General features: G+C 45.4%; 16 protein-coding genes. 13 read left to right on the top strand and 3 right to left on the bottom strand.

The window, feature by feature from the left end; genetic code table 11:
* Positions 1–131: 131 nt before the first annotated feature.
* Both PUR_RS23720 and PUR_RS23715 read left to right on the top strand, forming a co-directional pair.
* The gene (locus PUR_RS23720) at positions 132–1,250 is read left to right on the top strand and encodes a S1C family serine protease (RefSeq protein WP_442953737.1); all 1,119 of its coding nucleotides are present in this window, start codon (positions 132–134) and stop codon (positions 1,248–1,250) included.
* On the top strand, positions 1,216–3,192 hold the full coding sequence (locus PUR_RS23715; RefSeq protein WP_179037331.1) for a copper amine oxidase N-terminal domain-containing protein: 1,977 nt from the start codon (positions 1,216–1,218) through the stop codon (positions 3,190–3,192). The genes PUR_RS23720 and PUR_RS23715 overlap by 35 nt, the downstream gene beginning before the upstream one ends.
* 139 nt (positions 3,193–3,331) lie before the next feature.
* Here the strand turns inward: PUR_RS23715 and rfbC are convergent, their stop codons facing one another.
* On the bottom strand, positions 3,332–3,892 hold the full coding sequence (rfbC, locus tag PUR_RS23710) for a dTDP-4-dehydrorhamnose 3,5-epimerase (RefSeq protein WP_179037330.1): 561 nt from the start codon (positions 3,890–3,892) through the stop codon (positions 3,332–3,334).
* A 19-nt stretch (positions 3,893–3,911) separates the two neighbouring features.
* On the bottom strand, positions 3,912–4,790 hold the full coding sequence (gene rfbA, locus PUR_RS23705) for a glucose-1-phosphate thymidylyltransferase RfbA (protein ID WP_179037329.1): 879 nt from the start codon (positions 4,788–4,790) through the stop codon (positions 3,912–3,914).
* A 284-nt stretch (positions 4,791–5,074) separates the two neighbouring features.
* Between rfbA and PUR_RS23700 the strand changes: the two genes are divergently transcribed.
* The 4 genes from PUR_RS23700 to PUR_RS23685 all read left to right on the top strand — a co-directional run bounded on the left by PUR_RS23700 (position 5,075) and on the right by PUR_RS23685 (position 10,913).
* Complete coding sequence (locus tag PUR_RS23700) at positions 5,075–7,654, top strand: U32 family peptidase (protein ID WP_179037328.1); 2,580 nt, start codon at positions 5,075–5,077, stop codon at positions 7,652–7,654.
* An 88-nt stretch (positions 7,655–7,742) separates the two neighbouring features.
* A complete protein-coding gene (locus PUR_RS23695; RefSeq protein WP_179037327.1) occupies positions 7,743–8,543 on the top strand; it encodes a hypothetical protein in 801 nt (266 codons plus the stop codon).
* A gap of 201 nt (positions 8,544–8,744) precedes the next feature.
* Positions 8,745–9,638 carry a UTP--glucose-1-phosphate uridylyltransferase GalU gene (galU, locus tag PUR_RS23690; RefSeq protein ID WP_179037326.1) on the top strand — a complete coding sequence of 298 codons (894 nt, stop codon included), beginning with the start codon at positions 8,745–8,747 and terminating at the stop codon, positions 9,636–9,638.
* Between the two features lie 177 nt (positions 9,639–9,815).
* Positions 9,816–10,913, top strand: a complete 1,098-nt coding sequence (locus PUR_RS23685; protein ID WP_179037325.1) for a glycerol dehydrogenase — start codon at positions 9,816–9,818, stop codon at positions 10,911–10,913.
* 151 nt (positions 10,914–11,064) lie between these two features.
* Here the strand turns inward: PUR_RS23685 and PUR_RS23680 are convergent, their stop codons facing one another.
* Positions 11,065–13,524 carry an O-antigen ligase family protein gene (locus PUR_RS23680; protein WP_179037324.1) on the bottom strand — a complete coding sequence of 820 codons (2,460 nt, stop codon included), beginning with the start codon at positions 13,522–13,524 and terminating at the stop codon, positions 11,065–11,067.
* Positions 13,525–13,651: 127 nt separating this feature from the next.
* Here PUR_RS23680 and PUR_RS23675 point away from each other — a divergent pair, with 127 nt between their 5' ends.
* Genes PUR_RS23675 through PUR_RS23645 form a run of 7 tightly spaced genes read left to right on the top strand, consistent with a single transcriptional unit; the run spans position 13,652 to position 21,984 of the window.
* A complete protein-coding gene (locus tag PUR_RS23675; RefSeq protein WP_179037323.1) occupies positions 13,652–14,104 on the top strand; it encodes a hypothetical protein in 453 nt (150 codons plus the stop codon).
* A 2-nt stretch (positions 14,105–14,106) separates the two neighbouring features.
* On the top strand, positions 14,107–14,895 hold the full coding sequence (locus PUR_RS23670; RefSeq protein ID WP_179037322.1) for an ABC transporter permease: 789 nt from the start codon (positions 14,107–14,109) through the stop codon (positions 14,893–14,895).
* Between the two features lie 35 nt (positions 14,896–14,930).
* The gene (locus tag PUR_RS23665; RefSeq protein WP_179037321.1) at positions 14,931–16,235 is read left to right on the top strand and encodes an ABC transporter ATP-binding protein; all 1,305 of its coding nucleotides are present in this window, start codon (positions 14,931–14,933) and stop codon (positions 16,233–16,235) included.
* Positions 16,236–16,241: 6 nt separating this feature from the next.
* Positions 16,242–17,471 carry a class I SAM-dependent methyltransferase gene (locus PUR_RS23660; RefSeq protein WP_179037320.1) on the top strand — a complete coding sequence of 410 codons (1,230 nt, stop codon included), beginning with the start codon at positions 16,242–16,244 and terminating at the stop codon, positions 17,469–17,471.
* A 20-nt stretch (positions 17,472–17,491) separates the two neighbouring features.
* A complete protein-coding gene (locus tag PUR_RS23655) occupies positions 17,492–18,673 on the top strand; it encodes a glycosyltransferase family 4 protein (protein WP_179037319.1) in 1,182 nt (393 codons plus the stop codon).
* Positions 18,674–18,682: 9 nt separating this feature from the next.
* Complete coding sequence (locus PUR_RS23650; RefSeq protein ID WP_179037318.1) at positions 18,683–20,662, top strand: hypothetical protein; 1,980 nt, start codon at positions 18,683–18,685, stop codon at positions 20,660–20,662.
* Positions 20,663–20,688: 26 nt separating this feature from the next.
* Positions 20,689–21,984 carry a glycosyltransferase gene (locus PUR_RS23645; RefSeq protein ID WP_179037317.1) on the top strand — a complete coding sequence of 432 codons (1,296 nt, stop codon included), beginning with the start codon at positions 20,689–20,691 and terminating at the stop codon, positions 21,982–21,984.
* Positions 21,985–22,010: the final 26 nt, after the last annotated feature.

Genomic DNA, 22,010 nt, shown 5'->3' with positions numbered 1-22,010 from the left:
AATGATACAGAAAAATCGTTTGTTTATCGACGAAGACACCTTTGCCGCCTGCGGGAATCAAGGTGTCTTTTTTTCTTTTTTTCAAGCGGGGCGGCACAAAGATAATACAGGCTTAAGAAAGGGGACAACATATGGAAAAAGATGGTACGATGCGAAACAAAGGCCTGCGCTTGCTGCTGTGCAGCATTGCTCTGGGACTGGCCCTAAGCTGGAGCATACCCGTGTCTGAAGCGGCGCGGAAAGGAGAAACGGCTGCAACGCATCCTTCCTCCACAGAAGCAGGTGTATTCGCTGCGGACCCGATTCCACAAATCTATAAAAGACTGTCCCCATCAGTCGTCGGCATTATCGGCAAAGGCCAAGGCGGAAAAAATACGGGTCTGGACAACCGTTACAATCTGGTGCACGGCTCGGGCGTGATCATCACAAGCGGCGGCTGGATCGTCACCAATGCGCATGTCATCGAGTCGATGCAAAATGCCACGGTCGTGACATCGGACGGCAAATCATACGGCATTAAGGATTACTATGCGGATGAAGTCAGCGATATTGCGCTGCTCAAAATCAACGCGGCCTATCTAAAGCCTGCCTCTTTCGCCGAAGCATCGAATGTGAAAGTGGGCGAGAAGGTCGTTGCCATCGGCTCGCCCTTGTCTTTTGCGCTCCGCAACTCCGCCACCGTCGGTGTCGTCAGCGGCTCGGGACGGGTGGTCGATGCCTCGTACCGCCTTCTGCAGAGCGATGCCGCCATCAATCCGGGCAACAGCGGCGGTCCGCTTGTCGATATGAATGGAAAAGTCATTGGGATTGTCAGCATGAAATACTCGGCTGTTGGTGTGGAAAATACGGGATTTGCGATTCCTGCGGAGACGGTCCGCTATATCATCAAGCAGCTGCTTGCTTACGGTGAAGTAAGACGTCCAAGCCTCGGACTCGAGCTTCAGGAGAGCTGGTCCGCTATTGTCGGACTGCCTGCGGAAGATCCTCTAACCGTGACGAAGGCGGTCTCGGCGGAAGCCCGCAAAGCCGGTGTAGCCGAAGGCGACGAACTGTACAGCATCGACGGTCACCGTGTAACCTCTGCGGTCGATATCAATGAGCTGTTCAAAAGCTATCGCCCGGGACAGACTGTTCAGCTGCTCATGCAGAGCGGAGGAGATATCGTTCAGCGCAAGCTGGTGCTGGGAGAAGGAGATCCTATGGTTAATAAGGGGGATGGCGGCAGCGAAGATGAAGGACCGGAAGAGTAACAGCAAGCGAAAGTGGGGAGAGCTGGATATGAACAAGATGTGCCTAAAAGTCCTGCATGCCGTACTGGCCGCGCTGATTATCCTGGCCATGCTGCCGATGAACGGTGCGGGGGCAGCGGAGAAAGAGACCCTTCTGCTGACGCTCAAGTTAGGCAGCAAGCAGGCAAAAGCGAATGGACAAGTTATTGCCATCGCTGAGCCTTTCTCCGAAAACGGCAGTGTCATGGTCCCGCTCGGGGTGTTCAAAAAAGCGTTCGGCAGTGGCGTCTCGCTGGGAAATGACGATGTTGTCAAAGTAACCTACGGTCCTCATACGGGCGCAATGACCATCGGCGGAACGATCGCCTGGAAGGACGGGCAGAAAGTGAAGTTGACTGCTCCGCCGCGGATGGTGAACGGGGTACTAATGGTTCCGCTGCGCTTTGTAGCCGGGGTCATCGGAGCGAAGATTTCGGCCGGCAGCGGCGGGAGCATCGTTGTGGCGTTGTCTGCCTCAAATTCGAGGGGTGACCGCCTGCCGGAGAGCGGCATCGACAGCGAAGCAGGCAAGACGAAGGTCGGAAATAGCTATTATAAGTGGAGCATGCTTTACCCGGCCGGGCTCATCATCGGCGACAGCGGCGGAGAAGAGGGCGTGTCCAGCTTCATAAGCGCCGATATTGGTTATTATCTGGAGGTTCATGTGGCGCCGCAGGCAGCTGCCCCGGACGCCGACGAACTGCTGGAGCAGCTCGTGCGCAGCTCCGAGGACAGCGGCGAGGTCGTGCTGGACCGGGGGATTTTCCCGCAGGCAGCCGTTCCCTATGCGCGCATTATCAGCAAGGACCCTGCCGGAGCCTTGTGGGAAGGCCGCGGATATTATGCCAATGGGCGGTTGTATCAGCTGTATTTGACGGATGACAACGCCGTGAACTATAAAGACTTTGTCAAGTACACAGGGCTGCTGGATTCATTCCGTCCCTTTTTTGACGATAAGGATAGCTCGATTCGCGATCTGTCGACCGTTCGAAACGGCCTGCGCTCTGCCGGCAGCGACGATTACGGCATTTCTCTGCAGGTACCCGCCGCATGGAGCATTGACAACCGGCATCTCGTCTATGGGAGCAAAGCCGGCAGCTATTTGAAGCTGATTATCAGCTCGGCGCCGCCGGCTTCGACTCTGGATAGCTGGGGAGAGGAGCTTCGCCTGAAGGATGCGGAGCTGTTTGTGCCGGAGGCTTACCATGAGCAGGGGGTTATGGCGACGGAGATATCCGGCGCTCCGGCGCGGGTGCGGGAAGTCCGCTATAACTACGGCGGCGGGTGGATGACGGAGTACCAGGTACTGCTGCTGAAGAACGGCTACCGCTACTATGCGGAATATGCCGCTCCGGCGGGCCAGGAGGAGGATAAGGCGAAGTTCGGAGCTGTTCTGACCTCGGTGAAGATTGATTTTGACACCGTCAAAGAGAACTTCGGCCGCCTGGAGCAGAATGACTATCCCTCGCTGAAAAATAAGACCGTCACCAAAACCTCGAAAATCTACGGCTATGCCATCGACATGCCGCGGCTGTGGACGCCGTATCAGGGGGGATTCGAAATGCAGGCCGTCGATTATCGGTTCACCGGCGGCAGATTCCAAATCGCTGTGGTTCCCGAAGGTTCCTTGAATTATACAATTAATCAACTTAACGAATTTTACCGTAATCCGGGCAGCGATCCGCAGGGGCCGTTCGTCGAAAGCGTGCAGGATACAACCTTAGCCGGAGAACCGGCGGTGGAGATGACCGTGCGGCAAAATAAGAGCGGCATCCCTTCGCGCATCCGTGTCATCGCCTTCAGCCGCGAGGATGCCGTTTATACCCTAACGGCCACGCTCGGCGATGCGAACGCAACGGAAGCGCAGCAGGCGGTGCTGGATCGGACACTCAAGTCGTTCCGGTTCACGGACGGGGGGAAGTAAGAACGGGGGCAAGGAGTCTCGGACATAAGCCAGCCCTACCAAATAGCAAGAACCTCCAGACCGCACTGAGGCGGAGTGGAGGTTCTATTTTTAAATAGAAAAGCTTGATTTGGAATTCCGTCTACCGCAGGGCAGGGACTTAAGCGTTATATACGAAATTGAGATTCGCATCCTTGAGGAGCGGTGCCTTCTCGTCTTTGGCTGACAGCACCGGCTCCACATCGATAGGCCACTTCACGCCGATGTCCGGGTCGTTCCACAGAATGCCTCCGTCGCATTCCGGCGCGTACAGCTCGTCGCACTTATACTGAACCTCCACGTCCTCGGTAAGCGTCATGAAGCCGTGGGCGAAGCCTTTGGGGATAAGCAGTTGCTTCTTGTTGTCGGCGCTTAGTTCGATTCCGAACCATTGGCCGTAAGAAGGGCTTCCTTTCCGGATATCGACAGCGACATCATAAATAACGCCGCGTGTGCACCGGACGAGCTTCGTCTGCGCTTTGGGGTTCAACTGGTAATGGAGTCCGCGCAGCGTCCCTTTAACCGCCGAGTAGGATTGGTTATCCTGTACAAAATCCAGGTCGATCCCTTGTTCCAGGAATTTCGCCTGACTATAGGTTTCCATAAACCATCCGCGATGGTCGCCGAAGACGGCGGGCTCGACGATAAACACGCCTTCCAGATTCGTTTTCGTGAATTTCATCTATTTCACTCTTTCCGCGTTAATATTTGATTTTGCCGGTGGCCACCTTGATCAAATACTGACCGTAGCCGGTTTTGCTCAGCTTTTCGCCGCAGCTCAGCAGCTGCTCTTCCGTAATCCACCCGTTAATATATGCAATTTCCTCGGGGGCGGCGATTTTGATGCCCTGATGGTCCTCGATCGTTCTGACAAAATTCGTCGCATCCACCAGACTCTGGTGCGTGCCGGTATCCAGCCACGTAAAGCCGCGTCCCAGCAGCTCCACATCCAGCTCGCCAAGCCGCAGATACTCCTCGTTGACCGAAGTGATTTCCAATTCGCCCCGATGCGAGGGCTTTACATTTTTCGCAATGGAGACGACCCGGTTATCGTAAAAATACAATCCCGTCACCGCATAGTTCGACTTGGGCTGTTCAGGCTTTTCTTCGATGCTGAGGACTCGGCCGTCCTGGTTGAACTCCACAACCCCAAAGCGTTCCGGATCGTTAACGTGATAGCCGAATACCGTAGCGCCTTGCGGTTTGTCCGAAGCGCGTTTCAGGATTTGACGCATACCGGCTCCATAATAAATATTGTCTCCGAGAACCATGGCGACCGATTCACCGCCGATAAAGTCTTCGCCAAGGATAAAGGCCTGCGCTAACCCGTCGGGACTTGGCTGGACTTTGTACTGCAGCGAAATGCCGAACTGGGAGCCGTCGCCCAGCAGACTCTCGAATCTCGGTGTGTCCTCGGGAGTCGAAATAATCAGAATGTCGTTGATTCCCGCCAGCATCAGGGTGGATAAAGGATAGTAAATCATCGGTTTGTCATAAACCGGCAGAAGCTGCTTGCTTGTAACCATCGTCAAAGGATATAGGCGCGTGCCGCTGCCGCCTGCTAGAATAATGCCTTTCATTTTCTGGGTCAGCTCTCCCTACTACATATAATTAAATAATCATGGCTATGTATATTTTACGCTCAACGCTCGATTGCTGTCTATTTCTCTTTTCCATTTGCTTCAAGAAATCCATTCCAGTTCCTTGTTGCTTCGCTTCAGGACTATAGCATACAAGTGTGATATTTGATACAATAGATAGGTTAACCGGACATAAATCTGTTTTAAAACCGTGGAAGTCCAGATCACATAGGCTTTTTGCATATTAATAGACCCGTCCCCTTGGACGGTTTGGGAGGATATAGATGAAAGAACGGGATATACGCAGGGAAGACGTGGAGCTGCTCGCTCCGGCGGGCGACTGGGATTGTATGCGCGCGGCGGTGGCGAACGGGGCGGACGCCGTCTATTTCGGCGTAGAGAAGTTCAATGCCCGGGCAAGAGCGAATAATTTTCGGATGGACGAGCTGCCGGAAATTATGGCTTTTCTGCACAGCTATGGGGTTAAAGGGTTTTTGACGTTCAATATTCTGGTGTTCGAGAACGAATTGGAGGATGCCGGGGAATTGATCGAGGCCTGTATCGACGCGGGCGTGGATGCGGTCATTGTGCAGGATCTCGGGCTGGTGAAGCTGATCCGCGAGATTTCGCCGGATTTTCCGATTCACGGCTCAACGCAGATGACGATTACTTCGCCGGAGGCGGTGGAATTCACCAAGCCGTTTGAACTGGAACGCGTAGTGCTGGGCCGGGAAAATAATCTCAAGCAGATCCGCACGATAGGCGATCAGGCCCGCCTGCCGATGGAGGTGTTCGTGCACGGCGCGCTGTGCGTCTCCTATTCGGGCCAATGCCTGACCTCGGAGATGTGGGGCGGCCGTTCCGCCAACCGGGGCGAGTGCGCGCAGGCCTGCCGGCTTCCCTACGACCTGGTAGTGGACGGCGAGGTGAAGCCGATGGGCGATATCGCCTATCTGCTGTCGCCGAAGGATTTGGCGGCCATCGAACTTATACCGGAGCTGATTGAAGCGGGCGTGACTTCCTTCAAAATCGAAGGGCGAATGAAGAGTCCTGAATATGTGGCGAATGTGGTCGGCAAGTACAGCAAGGCGATCCATCGCTATTTTGAAGGGAAATGGACGGCGCCTTCCAAGGAAGAAATGCGGGAGCTGCAGCAAAGCTTCTCCCGCGGCTTCACGCACGGCTTTCTGGAAGGGACGAATAATAAAAAGCTGGTGGACGGCACCTTCCCCAAAAGCCGGGGCGTCTACCTCGGCACCGTGGAGCAGATTCTCCGCGACGGCGTCGTCTGCCGGATCGAAGCGCCGGTGAAACGCGGCGACGGGATTGTATTTGATGCGGGCGATCCCACGAAAAAAGAGGAAGGCGGCCGCATTTACGATTTGCGCCGCAAAGGCGTGAAGCTGGAAGGCGAAGCGCAGGAAGGCTGGATTGTCGACATTATCCCCGGACGCAGCGATGTCAACCTTGACCGTCTGCATGTCGGCGACCGGATCTGGAAGACGAACGATCCGGCGCTGGATAAGGCGCTGCGCCAGACGTACGAGACGGAGAAGCCGTACCGGGTATTCCCGGTGCATGTAAAAGCGGCGGGCCGCGCGGGCGAGCCGCTGGCAACCTGGTGGACCGACGTGCAGAAGGGCGTTACCGTCCGCGTCGACTCCGAGCTGACGCTGGAGACGGCGAACAAGCGGCCGATGGACGCCGCGCTGCTGGAAGAGCAGTTCGGACGCCTCGGCGGAACCGTCTTCCAGCTTGAGCGGCTGGACGCCGAACTGGAAGGCGGCGTCATCGTGCCAATGCGCGAGCTGAACGGCATCCGCCGCCGCGCGGTGGAGCTGCTCGCCGGCGAGCGTCCGAAGCCGCCCGTATACGTGAAACGGGCGGTAGAGGTCTACGGCGACGCCGCCTCGCGCGGCGCCGGAAGCGCCGTCCCGGCACGGCCGGACGGCGTGGGAACGGCCGCCCCGCTCGGAGCGGGCGGCGCCTTCACAAGCGGCGGTGATGCGCAGCTCACCGCGCTGTGCCGCAGCCTGCCGCAGGTGCAGGCTGCCTTGAAGGCCGGCGTAACGTTCATCTACGCCGACTTCGAATTCATCAAGCAGTTCCCGGCAGCGGTGGAGGCCGTTCGGGCTGCGGGCGCAAGAATCGCGCTGGCGACACCGCGCATTCATATGCCCGGCGAGAACGGCTACCATGCCAACATCCTGCGCCTCCAGCCGGATGCGGTGCTGGTGCGCAATACCGGCGCGCTGTATTATTACCTGCGCCGCCGGCGGGAAGAGCCGGATGCCGTGCATCCGCAGCTTATCGGCGATTTCTCGCTGAATATCGCCAACCATAAAGCGGTTGACCTGTTCCTCGAAGCCGGCTGTGATCTGGTAACGCCGTCGTATGATCTGAATATCCAGCAGATGGTCGATCTGCTGGGGCGCAGCCGCACTTCACAGCTCGAAGTGGTCATTCACCAGCATTTGCCGATGTATCATACGGAGCACTGTGTCTACTGCACCTTTATGAGCGAAGGGACCGACTTTACGAACTGCGGCCGTCCCTGCGAGAGCCATCGGGCTTCCCTGCAGGACCGGATCGGCATGTCCCATCCCGTCCGTGTGGATGAAGGCTGCCGCAACACCGTTTACAACGCGATCGAGCAGTCCGGCGCGGAATATCTGAGCAACTTCCGCGAACTCGGTGTATCGACTTTCCGCGTAGAGTTTCTGGAAGAAACGCCCGAGCAGGTAGCCGAGGTCATCAATCTGTACGGCAAGGCGCTGCGCGGCGAAATTTCCGGAACCCAAGTGTGGAAGACGCTCAAAGCGACCAATCAGCTTGGCGTTACCCGGGGTCAGCTCGTGAAATAATCGGTTATGTGGGACAGCTTGGATGCACTATTCTGATCCATCTTATAAAGATATATAAATATTTATTTCTGTGTGAAGAGGCGGTTGTGTGTTTAGAATTGTTACAGCTATACTTATTTTGTTGACACTCACAGCTTGTACAGATAATGGAGCAACAAGCGGAATTTCAATGATTCCAATGAAGGTAATGTACAGTGCTTGGCAAGGGGTAGCGTCTGACGGGAGATATATTTATATTACTTCAGATAGGGATGGAAATTTCAACTTGTCAAATACAATCTCTGTCTATGGAGTTGATGGAAAGTTTATATATTCACTTCCTAAAGCATATAAAAAAACAGATTCTAACGGTAACTTTATGTCTTTTGGTGATTGTACTGTTATAAACGATTCATTATATGCAACCGTGTATAATTTTAATAGTGGGGCAAAAAAGACGGTAAGCAGAGTCGTGAAATATGATCTACCCAATCTAAAAATGGTTGCTGAATACGAAATTGGTGATGGGACTGCTGAATCGGTCACACAAAAAGACTCATTTTTTTGGGTTGTATACCACGATAAAAACAATATAGCAAAATTCGATTTGAACTTTAAATTAATCAATGAATTTCCACTTTTGCAACAGTTTGAAGAAGAGGGAGGATATCAAGGCATATTTTTTATCGGAAATGATTTATTTGTGAACTTACATGGCTCCAATAAGTTCAATGAAAAATATGCACAAGGTTTGGATCATTATAAGTATGATGGGGATACGTTTACTTTTGTTGAACGAATTAAACCGCCTGTATACGGTGCTGGACAAGGCATTGAGTATTATGGTGGAAAGTACTATTGGGTTGATCGGCCAGGAAATAGCATCGTCATAAGGGATAAATTGAAATAAGGTTCCGAATTCAAGGCCAATTAAAATATAATAAGAAAAAAACTGGGATTACTCTTTGTTTTGTCGCCTTGACTTCTAAATGGTTCCACAAAGTCTTTTTACTGACAATGTTCGTTTTAAGCTGGTATAATATGATAAAATGGACGTTTTGCGTAAAGAAACTTGGGAGTTTATGTAATTATTTAGAGGAGGATCCATAATATGACTAAAATTCGCAAAGCTATTATTCCGGCCGCTGGCCTCGGAACCCGCTTCCTGCCCGCCACCAAGGCGATGCCCAAGGAGATGCTGCCGATTGTGGACAAACCCACCATCCAGTACATTGTGGAAGAGGCCGTCGCTTCCGGCATTGAAGATATTATTATTGTGACAGGCAAGGGCAAACGGGCGATCGAGGATCATTTCGATAATTCGTTCGAGCTGGAATTCAATTTGGCTGAGAAACAGAAATGGGAATTGTTGGATTCTGTCCGCAAATCATCCGAAATGGCCGACATTCACTATATCCGGCAAAAAGAGCCCAAAGGTCTCGGACATGCCATCTGGTGTGCGCGCAAATTTATCGGCAACGAGCCGTTTGCTGTACTGCTCGGCGACGATATCGTCGAGTCGGACAAACCCTGCCTGAAGCAGATGATCGAGGTCTATGACCAATATAAATCATCCATTGTAGGCGTACAGCCGGTGCCGTGGGATGAGGTTTCCCGTTACGGCGTTGTCGACGGCACGGAGCTGGCGGAGCGTGTGTATAAAGCGAACCGGCTTGTCGAGAAGCCAAAAAAAGAAGAAGCGCCTTCCAATCTGGCCATCCTTGGACGGTACATTTTGACTCCGCGCATCTTTGATTTGCTTGGCGAGCAGCAGGCGGGGGTAGGCGGCGAAATTCAGCTGACGGACGCCATTGCCCGTCTGAGCGAGGTGGAGCGCATTCTGGCCTTCCACTTCGAGGGACACCGGCATGACGTCGGTGAGAAGATGGGCTTTATCCAAACCACGATTCATTATGCGCTGCAGCATGAAGAGCTCAAGGAAGATCTGCTCGTCTATCTCAAGGGCCTGATTGAGAATGAAGCGTCAAAGACAGCGTCGAAATAATATCCGATAACAAAATAAAGACGGTGTGCGTATAAGCGCGCCCGCACTACAGCACAGAAATGGCAGTCCGGGAATTGGCCCGGAGCTGCCATTTTAGCGTTATATAGCTAAAGTTGTGGCTGTTATTCGGCTGATTGTTTGTTCTTTTACAACTTTTAATGAGTAGGAGTGGGAGCATTGACCAGAAGTATCATGTCACCGGCCAAGTATATTCAAGGCAGGGGAGAAATCCGTCGTCTTCATCGTTATTGCGCTGATTTAGGCGCCGGAAAGGCCTATATCATCGCTGATTCTTTCGTTCTTTCGCATTATGAGAAAGAAATCACCGGAGGCTTCCAAGAAGTGAACGCTTCATTCATTCTGCAGTCGTTTGCGGGAGAATGCAGCCTGAAGGAAGTGGAAAAGATCGCCCAAACGGCCGAAAAGGCGGAAGCGGATGTCATCATTGGAATTGGGGGAGGCAAGACGCTGGATGTTGCTAAAGCGGTCGCTTTCTACACCCGTCTGCCGCTGATCGTCGCTCCAACCGTTGCTTCAACCGATGCCCCGTGCAGCGCTCTGTCCGTCCTTTATACTGAAGATGGGCGTCTGGAGAAGTATTTGTATCTGCGGAGCAATCCGGACAGAGTGGTGGTCGATACGGAGCTTGTGGCGGGAGCGCCCGTTCGCCTGCTGGTCGCCGGCATGGGCGACGCGTTGTCGACCTACTATGAGGCGAGGGCCTGCCGGCGATCTGCCGAGATCCGCAATCAGGATAAAAGCGCCATAGGCGCCTACGCCTTCGCACAGGCTTGCAGAGACACGCTGCTGGCCGATGGAGCTCAGGCCAAACGGGATGTTGAGAACGGCATTCTCTCCGAGGCGGTGGAGAATATCATCGAAGCCAACATCTACCTCAGCGGTATCGGCTTCGAGAGCGGCGGCCTTGCCGCCGCCCATGCGATTCATAACGCCATGACACAGCTTGAAGAGACCCGCCCGGTTCTGCACGGTGAAAAAGTAGCCTTCGGAACGATTGTACAGCTTGTGCTGGAGAATGCCGATCCGTCCGAAATCGCAGAAGCCCTTGCTTTCTGCCAAAGCGTCGGCTTGCCGACCACCTTGCGGCAGCTGAACTTGGATGCGACCGACCAATCAAAGCTGCGGATCGTGGCCGAGGCTAGCTGTGCCCTCCAGGAGCCGATGAGTAATATGCCTTTTGAAGTGAAGCCGGAAGATGTCCTGGCGGCTATGCTGGAAGCCGACCAGTTGGGAGCGAGGAGTTCGTTCTCATGAACAATTTATATTGGCTCTTCTGCTGAACAAGTTCATCATTTAGTCTATACCGTCTAAACTCAAAAAACGGAGCGCCGCGGTTTCCCGCATGCGCTCCGTTTCTCCTTTTCAACTACAAAGACTGAAAAAAACTATGCCAAGCAACTCTCCATCAATACTGAGCCGCCGCAATCTCCTCAATCTTCGCTTTTTCCGAAGCATCGGCCTGAATGAGCTTGTCATAGACCGCCTGGTCCTGCTGTCCTTCTTTCTGCAATGAGGCCAGATAGAAGCGGGCAATTTCGCGATTCGTCGCATCTTTATAATCGTCGCTTAACCCTTGTTTCAGCGTGGCGGCCGCTTCGGCCGTTTTACCCGTCATGAGCTGCATTTTCCCCGCGCTAAGAGCGATCAGAGGCGTTGCCGAGAACGGACGCCCCTGCATCTGCCCTGCCGGCAGCGTCTTGAGATGTGCGACGCCCGCGACCACATGCTCGTAAGCGGCAAGCCCGGTTTGGAAGTATTGCTGTTCTTTTGCGCTGTCTTTCTGGAGAAAGGCCTGATTGCCAAGATCGAACGAACGGCTGATGAGCGGCTCGTACCATTCAATATCCCAGTTATACTTATCCGCATTGTCACGGTAGACTGCGTAAGCTTCCTCGGTCTTCCCTTGCACATCGTACAGATTGATCAGCTGCTTCAGCATCTGCTTATTATTCGGTTCGTCCTTTAATCCGCGTGTCAGCACGGCGAGTGATTCGGCCGCGAATTGTTCATTTTTCGTCTGCTGGTATACCTGGTTATCCAGCGAAGAGAGAATAATGACCGATTCAGGAAGGCTGGGACGGTTCTTAAGCGCCTTGAGCAGCGGAGCCTTGATTTCTTCGTAAGACTGGCTTGTCTGCGCGATCGCCTTGGCATCCGCAGCGGCATTGGCTGAGCTGATGTAGCGGAGCGATACAAACAGAACTGCCGCTGCCCCAATACAAGCCAGGGCCATGTAGCCTAACCGCAGCCCGGAAGAGTTCCATTTAACCGCGAGCGGTTTGGCATCCATAACGGCCGCCATCCCCGCCAGCCCGATGAACACTAGCAGGCCCATGAAGGCGTAACTCATATTAAAGTCGAGAACGCTGTGAAGCAGAATCGAAAGGGTAAGAATCAGGTAGAAAAAGCCGTTTTCATACTCGTCTTTATCCTTCTGCTTAATAAACCCTCTGATATATTTGTAGAACACAAACAGGATAAAGCCCATAAATACAACGAAGCCAAGAATACCGACTTCAATTAAATACTGCAGGAAGAAGTTATGCGCCTGACGGCTCGTGTACGGGTTATTCTGGTACTTCTCATAGAGTGCGGCCCAACCGCCGCCGCCGGCGCCAAGTACAGGATAATCCTTGGCCACCTTAAGCGCATCCTTGTAAAAGGTGAAACGTTCCAGTACGCTGTGCTGCTGGAAGTTGATATTTTCCAGACGGGTTTCAATATTGTCCGGCAAAATGCTGCGTACGCTCGTACCGATCAGCAAGAACGCGGCCAGTGCCACCAGCACCGTTGCGCCGATCGGAAGCCACAGATTGGTGAATCTCCGGTTTGACCAGCTCCCAAGACTATTTTCCAGCTTAGGTGCCGCAAAACGCTGTACCACCCAGCATAGAACCGCCGTAACCGCTGAGGCAATCAGGAGATAGGCCCAGCCTTTGAGAGCCGCTGACGGATCGGGGACGAGGCTCAGACGCTGGCCGATCGTGGTGACCGGATTGGTCACTGCCAACGAGGCAATACCTGCGATAATCAGATGAATGATCCACAATATTTGCCGCGCCGGTTTCAGGAATAGCAGCAGAAGAACGAATACTACCGGCAGCATGACAAGCCCGCCCCGCGAGAGCGTCAGCAGCAGCGAAACGATGATAGGAACGAGCATAAAGCCGTTGATCAGCGTACCGGACCCTTTTTTCGAGCGAATCAGCGCAAATATCGCCACAAACAAGAACGCCATCAGGAAGGCGGCATATGTATTGGCATACTGGAAAATCGATGTCAGACGCAGACCATTGGCGTCGGTCATCACCGCGTCCAGATATTTGCCTCCTTTTACCGTATTCGAGAACCAGCCGATGGCTCCTCCGGCCACGTTCCAGGCGCCCAGCCAGTTCATCAGACCGAACCAGACGATCAGATAAGCTACTGTCAAAATAGCAGTTTGTATGATAACATTAACTTGTTTTTGTCGAAGGAGGTAGAGACTTACAATGAACAACGCTGCGTACATGCTCTGAATCAACAGCAGATTCATCGCCATATAATGCGAAACGGCGACAAACAGCGACAGAAAGTACGTCAGAGGAAGCAGCAGTACGACTACCGCCAGCAAATCCCGCTGGTCCTCCAATTTAAACCTATTGTAATAGAGGCCAGCCCAGAAGAAGAGCATCAGACAGCCGAGCAAAGCCGCGACATAAATCGGTTTCTCAAAATCCGTCTGCTGCCCGTTAAATAATCCCACTTGAAACGGGGCCCAAATTAAAAATACAATAAAACCAATTACCAACACCCATAGCGAGTCGGGTATTTTTTCGGCATTTCTCGACTGAGCAGCCTTTTTACCGTATACTGGATTAGCCAACTTTTTAATCTCCTTTTCCTGTAGATACGACAATATTTTAGCATAAGGATTTAAGTTGTACATTAAAAATCAAGTTATGCCTTTCGCTGAATTAAAATAAAATTTTATATAGAGAGGATAATGTAAGGTGAAATTAAGGAGAGTGTTGTTTTTTTTAACGATTGTAATAGCAAGTTCGCTTATATTCAATTATAAGTTAGCCTTTGCTTCAGATAGTGGCAATTACGTTCATTTAGAAAAAAGAGATGAGTCAACAAAGGACAAAAGAGATTGGCTTACAATTAGGCAATCAGAAGCGGGATTGAGAATTATAAGCAATGATGGTCAGAAAGAGATTGCTTTAATCGATAATTTTGGTGGAATATATTTAAATGGCGATCTCTATCTAAACAATAAAAAAGTTAATGATATTTTAAAAGAAAATGCAAGCTTAAGTTACGTAAATACAGCAGTTGTTTCATTTATTAGTTTGCTAGCAGTATCGTTATTGATATTGATATTCATACTACTTAAACTGAAAAAAGATATCAATAATCTAAAATATAAGTTTATGAAGGAAACGATTAAAGGAGAAGAATGATCTTGAATTATTTAAACCAGCTTAAACTCGATCAAAAATTAATATGGAAAATGATTCGGAATGATTTTAAAACCAGATATCTTGGATCATATTTGGGGATTTTCTGGGCTTTAATAAATCCTATAATTACTGTGCTGACATATTGGTTTGTTTTTGAAGTAGGGTTTAAAAGTGGGCCAGTGAATGACATTCCTTTTGTGTTGTGGTTAGTGCCAGGAATAATACCATGGTTTTACTTTTCGGATAGCATTGGTGCGGCAACTACGTCTGTAATTGATAATTCATACCTAGTGAAAAAAGTCCGTTTTAGAGTGGGATATCTTCCGTTGATTAAAATTTGTGCATCTCTTATTATACATTTATTCTTCTTGCTATTAACTATTTGTTTGTTTCTTGCACATGGTTTTTATCCAACTATATATTATTTTGATTTACTGTACTACCTCTTAACTTCTACGCTGCTTATAGTAGGCTTAGCCTACATAACCTCTTCATTAAATGTATTTTTTAAAGACATCAATCAAATTGTCGGAATAATTTTGCAGTTCGGATTTTGGTTAACACCTATTTTTTGGAATCCGGATATTATTTCTGATAAGTATTCTTTTATTTTTAAACTAAATCCCATGTATTATGTAACTTCTGGATATCGTGATTCTTTTATTTATGGTCAACATTTCTGGGAAGATGGACCTTCCAGCCTGCTTTATATTATTCAGGTTATTGTTGTCCTTTTCATAGGTCTTATGTTCTTCAAACGCTCTAAAAATGGCTTTTCCGATGTTCTATAATTAATTGTTTTGCAGAAAAGGAATGGTTGAAAATTATGAATAGAGAAACAGCAATAAGGGTGACAGACCTTACTAAGATGTATAAGTTGTATAAAAAGCCTTCGGATAGATTAAAGGAGGCTATCAGTCTCTTCTCTAACAAAGAATTACATGAAGAGAAGTTTGCATTGAAGAACTTTTCTATGGAACTCAAAAGAGGGGAAACTGTAGCGATAATAGGTAAGAATGGATCTGGGAAATCGACACTTCTAAAAATGATAGCAGGAGTGTTGACACCTACCTTGGGTGAAGTGGAAATTAAAGGGAGAATCACTTCGTTGATTGAGTTGGGAGCTGGTTTTAATCCAGAGTATACCGGAATCGAGAATATCTATTTTAATGGTTCTTTATTTGGATTCGAGGATAAAGCAATAACGAGTAAAATACAATCGATTTTAGATTTTGCTGATATCGGTGAGTATATTCATCAACCGGTTAAAACATACTCTAGTGGAATGTTCGCAAGGCTAGCATTTGCATTAATGATCAATCTTGAACCGGATATTTTGATCGTTGACGAGGCCCTTTCAGTAGGGGATATATTTTTTCAACAAAAATGTAATTCTTATATGAAAAATGAAATGAGGAATGTTACAAAAATCGTAGTTACCCATGATATGACAAGCGTCGCGAATCTTGCTGACAGATGCATAGTAATTTCTGAAGGAAAAAAAGTGTTTGATGGAAGCACCCTTGAGGGGATAGAATTTTATGTAAAACGGATCCACTCGGAAAGTTTTTCTGTTAAATCTAAAGAATCAAGCTTGCAGAGATCGGATGAACCCTCTAAACGGACTGATTCGGATATTGAAGACAATGACTCGTACATTCAAATAGATCAAGCTTCTTTAGGAGGGGCTTTGGAAGCATATATTAAAAGTTACAAAGTAGAGGTGAACGGTTCTCCTTACCGAGGTTTTGTATTAGCAGGAGACAACATTGAAATTAGCTATCAAGTTTGTGCACAAAGAGATATGGGTGAAACTATATTTGGATATATTATTTCGGATAAATTCGGAAACCAAATTTTTGGGGAAAATACTGTTACCTCATTAAAACAAGTTTTTTTGTTTGAAGAAGGAAATAGTCTTGTAAGTCTTAGTTTTCAGTGGCCTGAAGTAAAAGAAGGATATTATTTTCTTACATTAGGCATTGGGGAAGGTAATCACGAACTACAACATACCATACAGTGCTGGGCGCATAATATATTCGAGTTTTCTTGTGTTTCACCACATAAAACAATTCACTGTTTGTTTAACAACAACATTGAACAGGTGGAAATAACCAACTTGCGGAGATGAATAATAATGTCTAGCTGGAAGATTAGCAATCCCTTTTTTGAATCGGATAATCTCAATGAAAAGTTAAATGTCTCTCCATGGGCAGGCCATCGAAGATTTGTTTATGACCTTCTGAGATTTGTAAAACCTCAAAACGTTTTAGAGCTTGGGACGCATTTCGGTTGTTCTTTTTTTGCCATGTGTCAAGCAATTAAAGACTTTAAAATGGATACAAAAATTGAGGCTGTAGATACTTGGATGGGAGATCCTCAAGCAGGTTTCTATGGAGAAGAAGTGTATGATTTAGTCAAGAAAACTATTAAAGAATATTTCTCGGGGCTTTCAACCGTTTTGCATAAAATGACTTTCGACGAGGCTCTTCTAAAGTTTGAAGATGGTTACTTTGATATTATTCATATTGATGGCTTTCATGAGTATGAAGCTGTAAAACATGACTTTACAATGTGTTTACCAAAGCTTAAGGAAAACGGAATTATTTTATTCCATGATACTGCTGCTGATACTGGTTATGGCTCTTCTTTATTCTGGGATGAGATAAAGCAGGAGTTCAATAGTTTTGAATTCAGTCACAGCTGGGGATTAGGTATCTTATTTCCAAAAGGCAATAAATTTTTTGATCTTATGATTGCAGAGAATATCTATGACAAAGTTTTATACTACAATTCAAAATCAGAATTAGATATTGCACTGATTAAAGTCAGAGATCTTGAAGCCTTGGGTCTTGAACGCTATAAAATCATAAACGAAATGGATAAGATGATAAAAGAAAGAGATGACTCAATAGACTCTCAAGCAAAATTGTTGTTTGAACGTTTTGAGAGTATGGGGAAAATGGAGGCAATGATTGAAGAAAGAGATAACATTATTAAATCTCAAAATCATCTTATAGAGGAACGTTTGGAAAGCATGGATAAGATGGAGGAAATGATCAAGGAAAGAGATAGTGTCATTAATTCACAAGCTCAAATGTTAGAAGAAAGAGTAAATACTATTCAACAAATGGACACCATGGTTAAAGAACGGGATGATGTTATAGCCGCTCAGAAAACTATGCTAGAGGAGCGCTATGATACAATTCTAGAGATGGAACATATGATCAGAGAAAGGGATAACACAATCTCTAATCAAAGTCTAATGCTAGAAGAACGTTATAATGTTATTGAGAAAATGGATCAGATGATTAAAGAAAGAGATAGTACAATCTCTGAATTAAAGATAAATAATAAATTATTGTAAGTAGTTTTGGAGGGGAAGTTGTGTTAAAAATAGCTTGGTATGTGCCTAGTCCTATGGAAGGGTCCGGAGGACATCGAACAATATTTCAAAATATTAATGCTTTAGCATATGAAGGCTATGAATGTGATATCTATATTGAAGATGACAATAGTTACTTAAACCTTAAAGAAATGAAGTCAAGCATAAATAAGTATTTTGGGGAGATTAAAGCAAATCTTTTTCTCGGTTTTCATTCAGAGATAAAGTATGATGCGGTTTTTGCTACTGCATGGCACACAGCTAAAGTAGTTAGAGATATTCCATACCAAACCAAAAAATTTTATTTTGTTCAAGATTTCGAAGCATATTTCAACCCCATGGGCGATGGGTATCTTTTGGCTGAGAACTCTTATAAGTTTAATTTGACTCCGATAACAATTGGAAAATGGCTTTCTAATCTAATGGTTGAGAAATTTAATACGGCATCGAGTTATTTTGATTTTTGTGCAGATCACACGGTGTATAGAAGACTGCCGGAGAAAACTAGGGAAAAAGCAATTTGCTTTATATATCAACCTGAGAAACCAAGAAGATGCAGTATTATAGGAATAGAAGCGTTGGGAATCGTTAAGCATTTAATGCCCGAAGTAAAGATTTATTTGTATGGATCTAGAAATAAAACAAATGTGTGGTTCGAACATACAAATTTAGAGTTGATATCAGTAGAAGAGTGTAACAATCTATACAATAAATGTTCTGTTGGATTATGCATTAGTTCGTCTAATCCTTCCAGAATTCCATTTGAGATGATGGCTGCGGGTCTTCCGGTTGTAGATATATACAGAGAGAACAATTTGTATGATCTGCCTGATGGCGGGGTGAAATTAGCCGATCAAACACCTGAATCCATTGCTAATGCATTGGTCAGTATTTTAACTAACGATGAGCAAATTAATAGAATGTCTGAATATGGAATTAACTACATGCAGGACAAGACACTTGAACATGGGTATAAGCAGTTCACTGAAGCAGTCAATAAAATTGTCTCGAATGAAAATTTCGAACTTAAAACTTTCCCCAAATCATATAATGAAGCCCCCATAATAGCAGAAGCCTTTTTGAAACAAATTGAACCATTGCGTATAAATAAGGAGCAATCCCCTCAAAAGGTAAAAGATATATTGCGAAAGATAAAGAATAAAGCTAAAAAAATAATTAAATGAGGTTTGGATATGAGTGAGTATAAACTATTAACATTTGATGTATGGGATACAGTTTTGAGGAGAAAGAGCCATGCTGATGAAGTGAAAATTAATACAATAATTTATTTGAAACATAATTACCCCCATTTAGCCCTTATTGATAATAATGAGATAAGCTTGTTCCGCAAAAGGCAGGAAATGGAGTACGAAATTGGACAAGTCAATCTTAAGAATGGTTTTGACGACGAGTATGATATTCTTGTTGTTTTAAAAAAATGGTTACAAACTATACTAGTTGCAGTAATATCCGATGAGGAAATGGATCTTGTTGTAACTGATTTGTACCATGCGGAACTACAACACGAAATCGATATAACATACCTTGATCCTAATATAATTAATGTATTAAATAGCTTTTCCTACAATAAACGGTTGTTTCTCTCCGACTTCTACACAAATAGCTCTTTTATTAAAGAGATATTAAACGCTAAAGGGTTAGTGGGGGAAACTGGAACTACATCTATGGAGTTAGGTTACAACAAAAGAAGCTCAAATTTATTTAAAAAAGTTCATGAACTCCATGGTATATCCCCTTCGGAACATTTTCACTTGGGAGACAATGAGTATTCTGATGTTAAGCAACCTTCAAGTTTAGGAATCAACAGTCTTCATTATTTCAATAAAGAAGAAGAAGAGTTGAGAAAGGCCCATAATCTAAGATTTGAAAAAAGAGTTAATAATCCATCTTCAGTATTGAGAGAAATGAACGAAAATATTATTCGAGAGCTTACCTTAAATAAATCAAACAATGCTTGTTATATTGAGGGCGTGAAATATAGTGTTGTTTTCTTAAGTTATATTCTTCATATAATTGAGGCCGCAAAGCAAAACAAAGTAAAGACAGTATACTATTTGACTAGAGAAGGTGTTTTCTTTAAGAGGATTCACGATACTCTGGCTAATATCAATCTTCATGGTAGCGCCTTACCTAAAACTGAGCTATTGGAAGTAAGTAGACTAGCAACCTTTTCTTCTTCACTTAGAGAGATTTCAATTGAAGAATTTATGCGTGTTTGGAATCAATACTCCATACAATCTATAAAGGCATTATTCAAAACCTTAAATGTAGATTTAGAAGGGTATATTGATCTAATCTCTAAATATGATTTAAAAGTTGATGAACCGATCGTTTATCCGTGGCAAAATGATTCTGTGATAAAACTCTTTAATGATATTGAATTTGTTGCCAAATTAAATAATGATATTAAGTTGAAGAAAGCCAAGCTTAAAAACTATTTAGAAGAACATAACATTGTTGATGGAAATGATGTGTTCATGGTTGATATAGGTTGGAGGGGGACAATTCAAGATAACCTGGCTTATTTATTGAGTAACTCAAAAATAATCGGGTATTATTTTGGGCTATACCCTTTTATTAATGAACAATTAGATAACACAAAAAAATACTCGTTTTTAGACCAGCAGGAAATGACAATAATTCGTCATGTTGCTCCACTCGAAATGATGTGTAATGCACCAATGGGAAGTGTAACTGGTTATGAATCTAATGGAAAAAGTGTTAGTGTGTGTTACGATGAGAGCAAGAAAGAAACAGAAGTGCATAGAAAGTATATATCCCACTTTCAAAAAGGGGTTTTAGAAGCAGTGGAGAAATGGTATCCACTCTTATTTAACCAGGCATGGACAAACAGAGAATTAAAAGAGTTTTCGAAGGAATTATTGAAAGAACTGCTAACGGCACCTTCTTCTTCTCTAGCAAATGCCTTTTTCAATTTAGCGCATAATGAGACTTTTGGCGTTGGCGAATTTGTTGAGAAAAGAAGGAGATTTCCTTTTAAACAATCATTAAAAGCTCTAGTATCCTATGAGGGTAAAGTACAATTTGTTCAATATTTAGAGGATTCTTCATGGCCGCAAGGTTTATTAACTTATTTCCATTTAAAACCTTTAATTTCTATCTATAATAAAAAAGTATATTTTAAAAATTAAAAATAAAGCTGATTAAGAAGGTAAGTATGAAAAAATTATTAATCATTTCATCGGATGTTATAGCCTCAAAAATGGCTGGACCGGGAATTAGATATTGGAACTTGGCTATTGAGCTGTCCAAATATTTTCAAATAACTTTAGCAATTCCCAATTACCATACGTTTGATCTCCATAAAATGCTTGAAGATTACAAAATAAAGCTAATCTGTTCGGAGTCCAAAATTCTAAAAAAGGAAGCTCGGGAAAAAGACTCTATCTTTATTCAAGGTGATACTTTGTGGAAATTTAGGTTTCTAAGAAAGTATAATGCCTCTATTATTGTTGATCTGTATGATCCTTTTGTGCTTGAACATTTGGAGTTGAATGAAAATAATTTGCGCGGCAACTTGATCTACACCAACATGATGAATATTCTTATTGATCAACTTAAGTTTGGTGACTACTTCATATGTGCTTCTGAAAAACAAAAGGATTTTTGGCTGGGATCTTTAACTTCATTGAAAAGAATTAACTTAAAAGAATATCAGAAGAACAAATCTTTTGAGCATTTAATTGGAGTAGTTCCATTTGGCGTTCCCAGTACTCCTCCCGTTAAAAGTAAAGAAGTGCTTAAGGGAGTTTATCCTGGAATTGAAAAGGATGATAAAGTTATTTTATGGGGAGGGGGGATCTGGGAATGGTTTGATCCTATTACGCTCATCAAAGCGATGAAAATTGTTAATCAAAAGCAAGATAATATAAAACTCTTCTTTATGGGGATTAATCATCCTAATACTGATATTAAAAGAATGAAAATTGTTGATGAAACGATAAAACTAAGTAATCAATTGGATTTAACTAATAATTGTGTTTTTTTTAATGATTGGGTGGATTATGAAGATCGGCATAATTTTTTATTGGAAGCTGATCTTGGAATAAATATTCATAAAAATCACATAGAAACACGTTATTCATTTAGAACAAGAATACTGGACTATATTTGGGCGAAACTTCCGGTTATCACTAATTCAGGGGATTTTTTTGCTAATGAAATAAAAGACAAATCTATTGGAATAGTAATCGAGGATCTGAGTGCTGAGAGTTTAGCGGAAGAAATTTTGGGATATACTGGAAAGTTAAATTATAGAGCTAATTTTGATAAGCTAGTTAATCAATATAAGTGGGAAAACAACATAAAAGATATTGTTTGCTTTTTACAAAAAGATTTTGTTCATAGCTATAATCATTTGGATTTTAGTAAATTTAAAAAAGTGATTTACCTTTTTGGGAGGATCGCCGACCTAGTTCTTAATAAAAGTAAGAATATAAAAAATCAGCAATAACATTTGAGAATAGACTTATAGTTGAA

The organism is Paenibacillus sp. URB8-2, from assembly GCF_013393385.1.
In the GTDB taxonomy this organism is placed as follows: Bacteria; Bacillota; Bacilli; order Paenibacillales; family Paenibacillaceae; genus Paenibacillus_AQ.
This window is presented reverse-complemented; position numbering and strand designations above follow the sequence as displayed.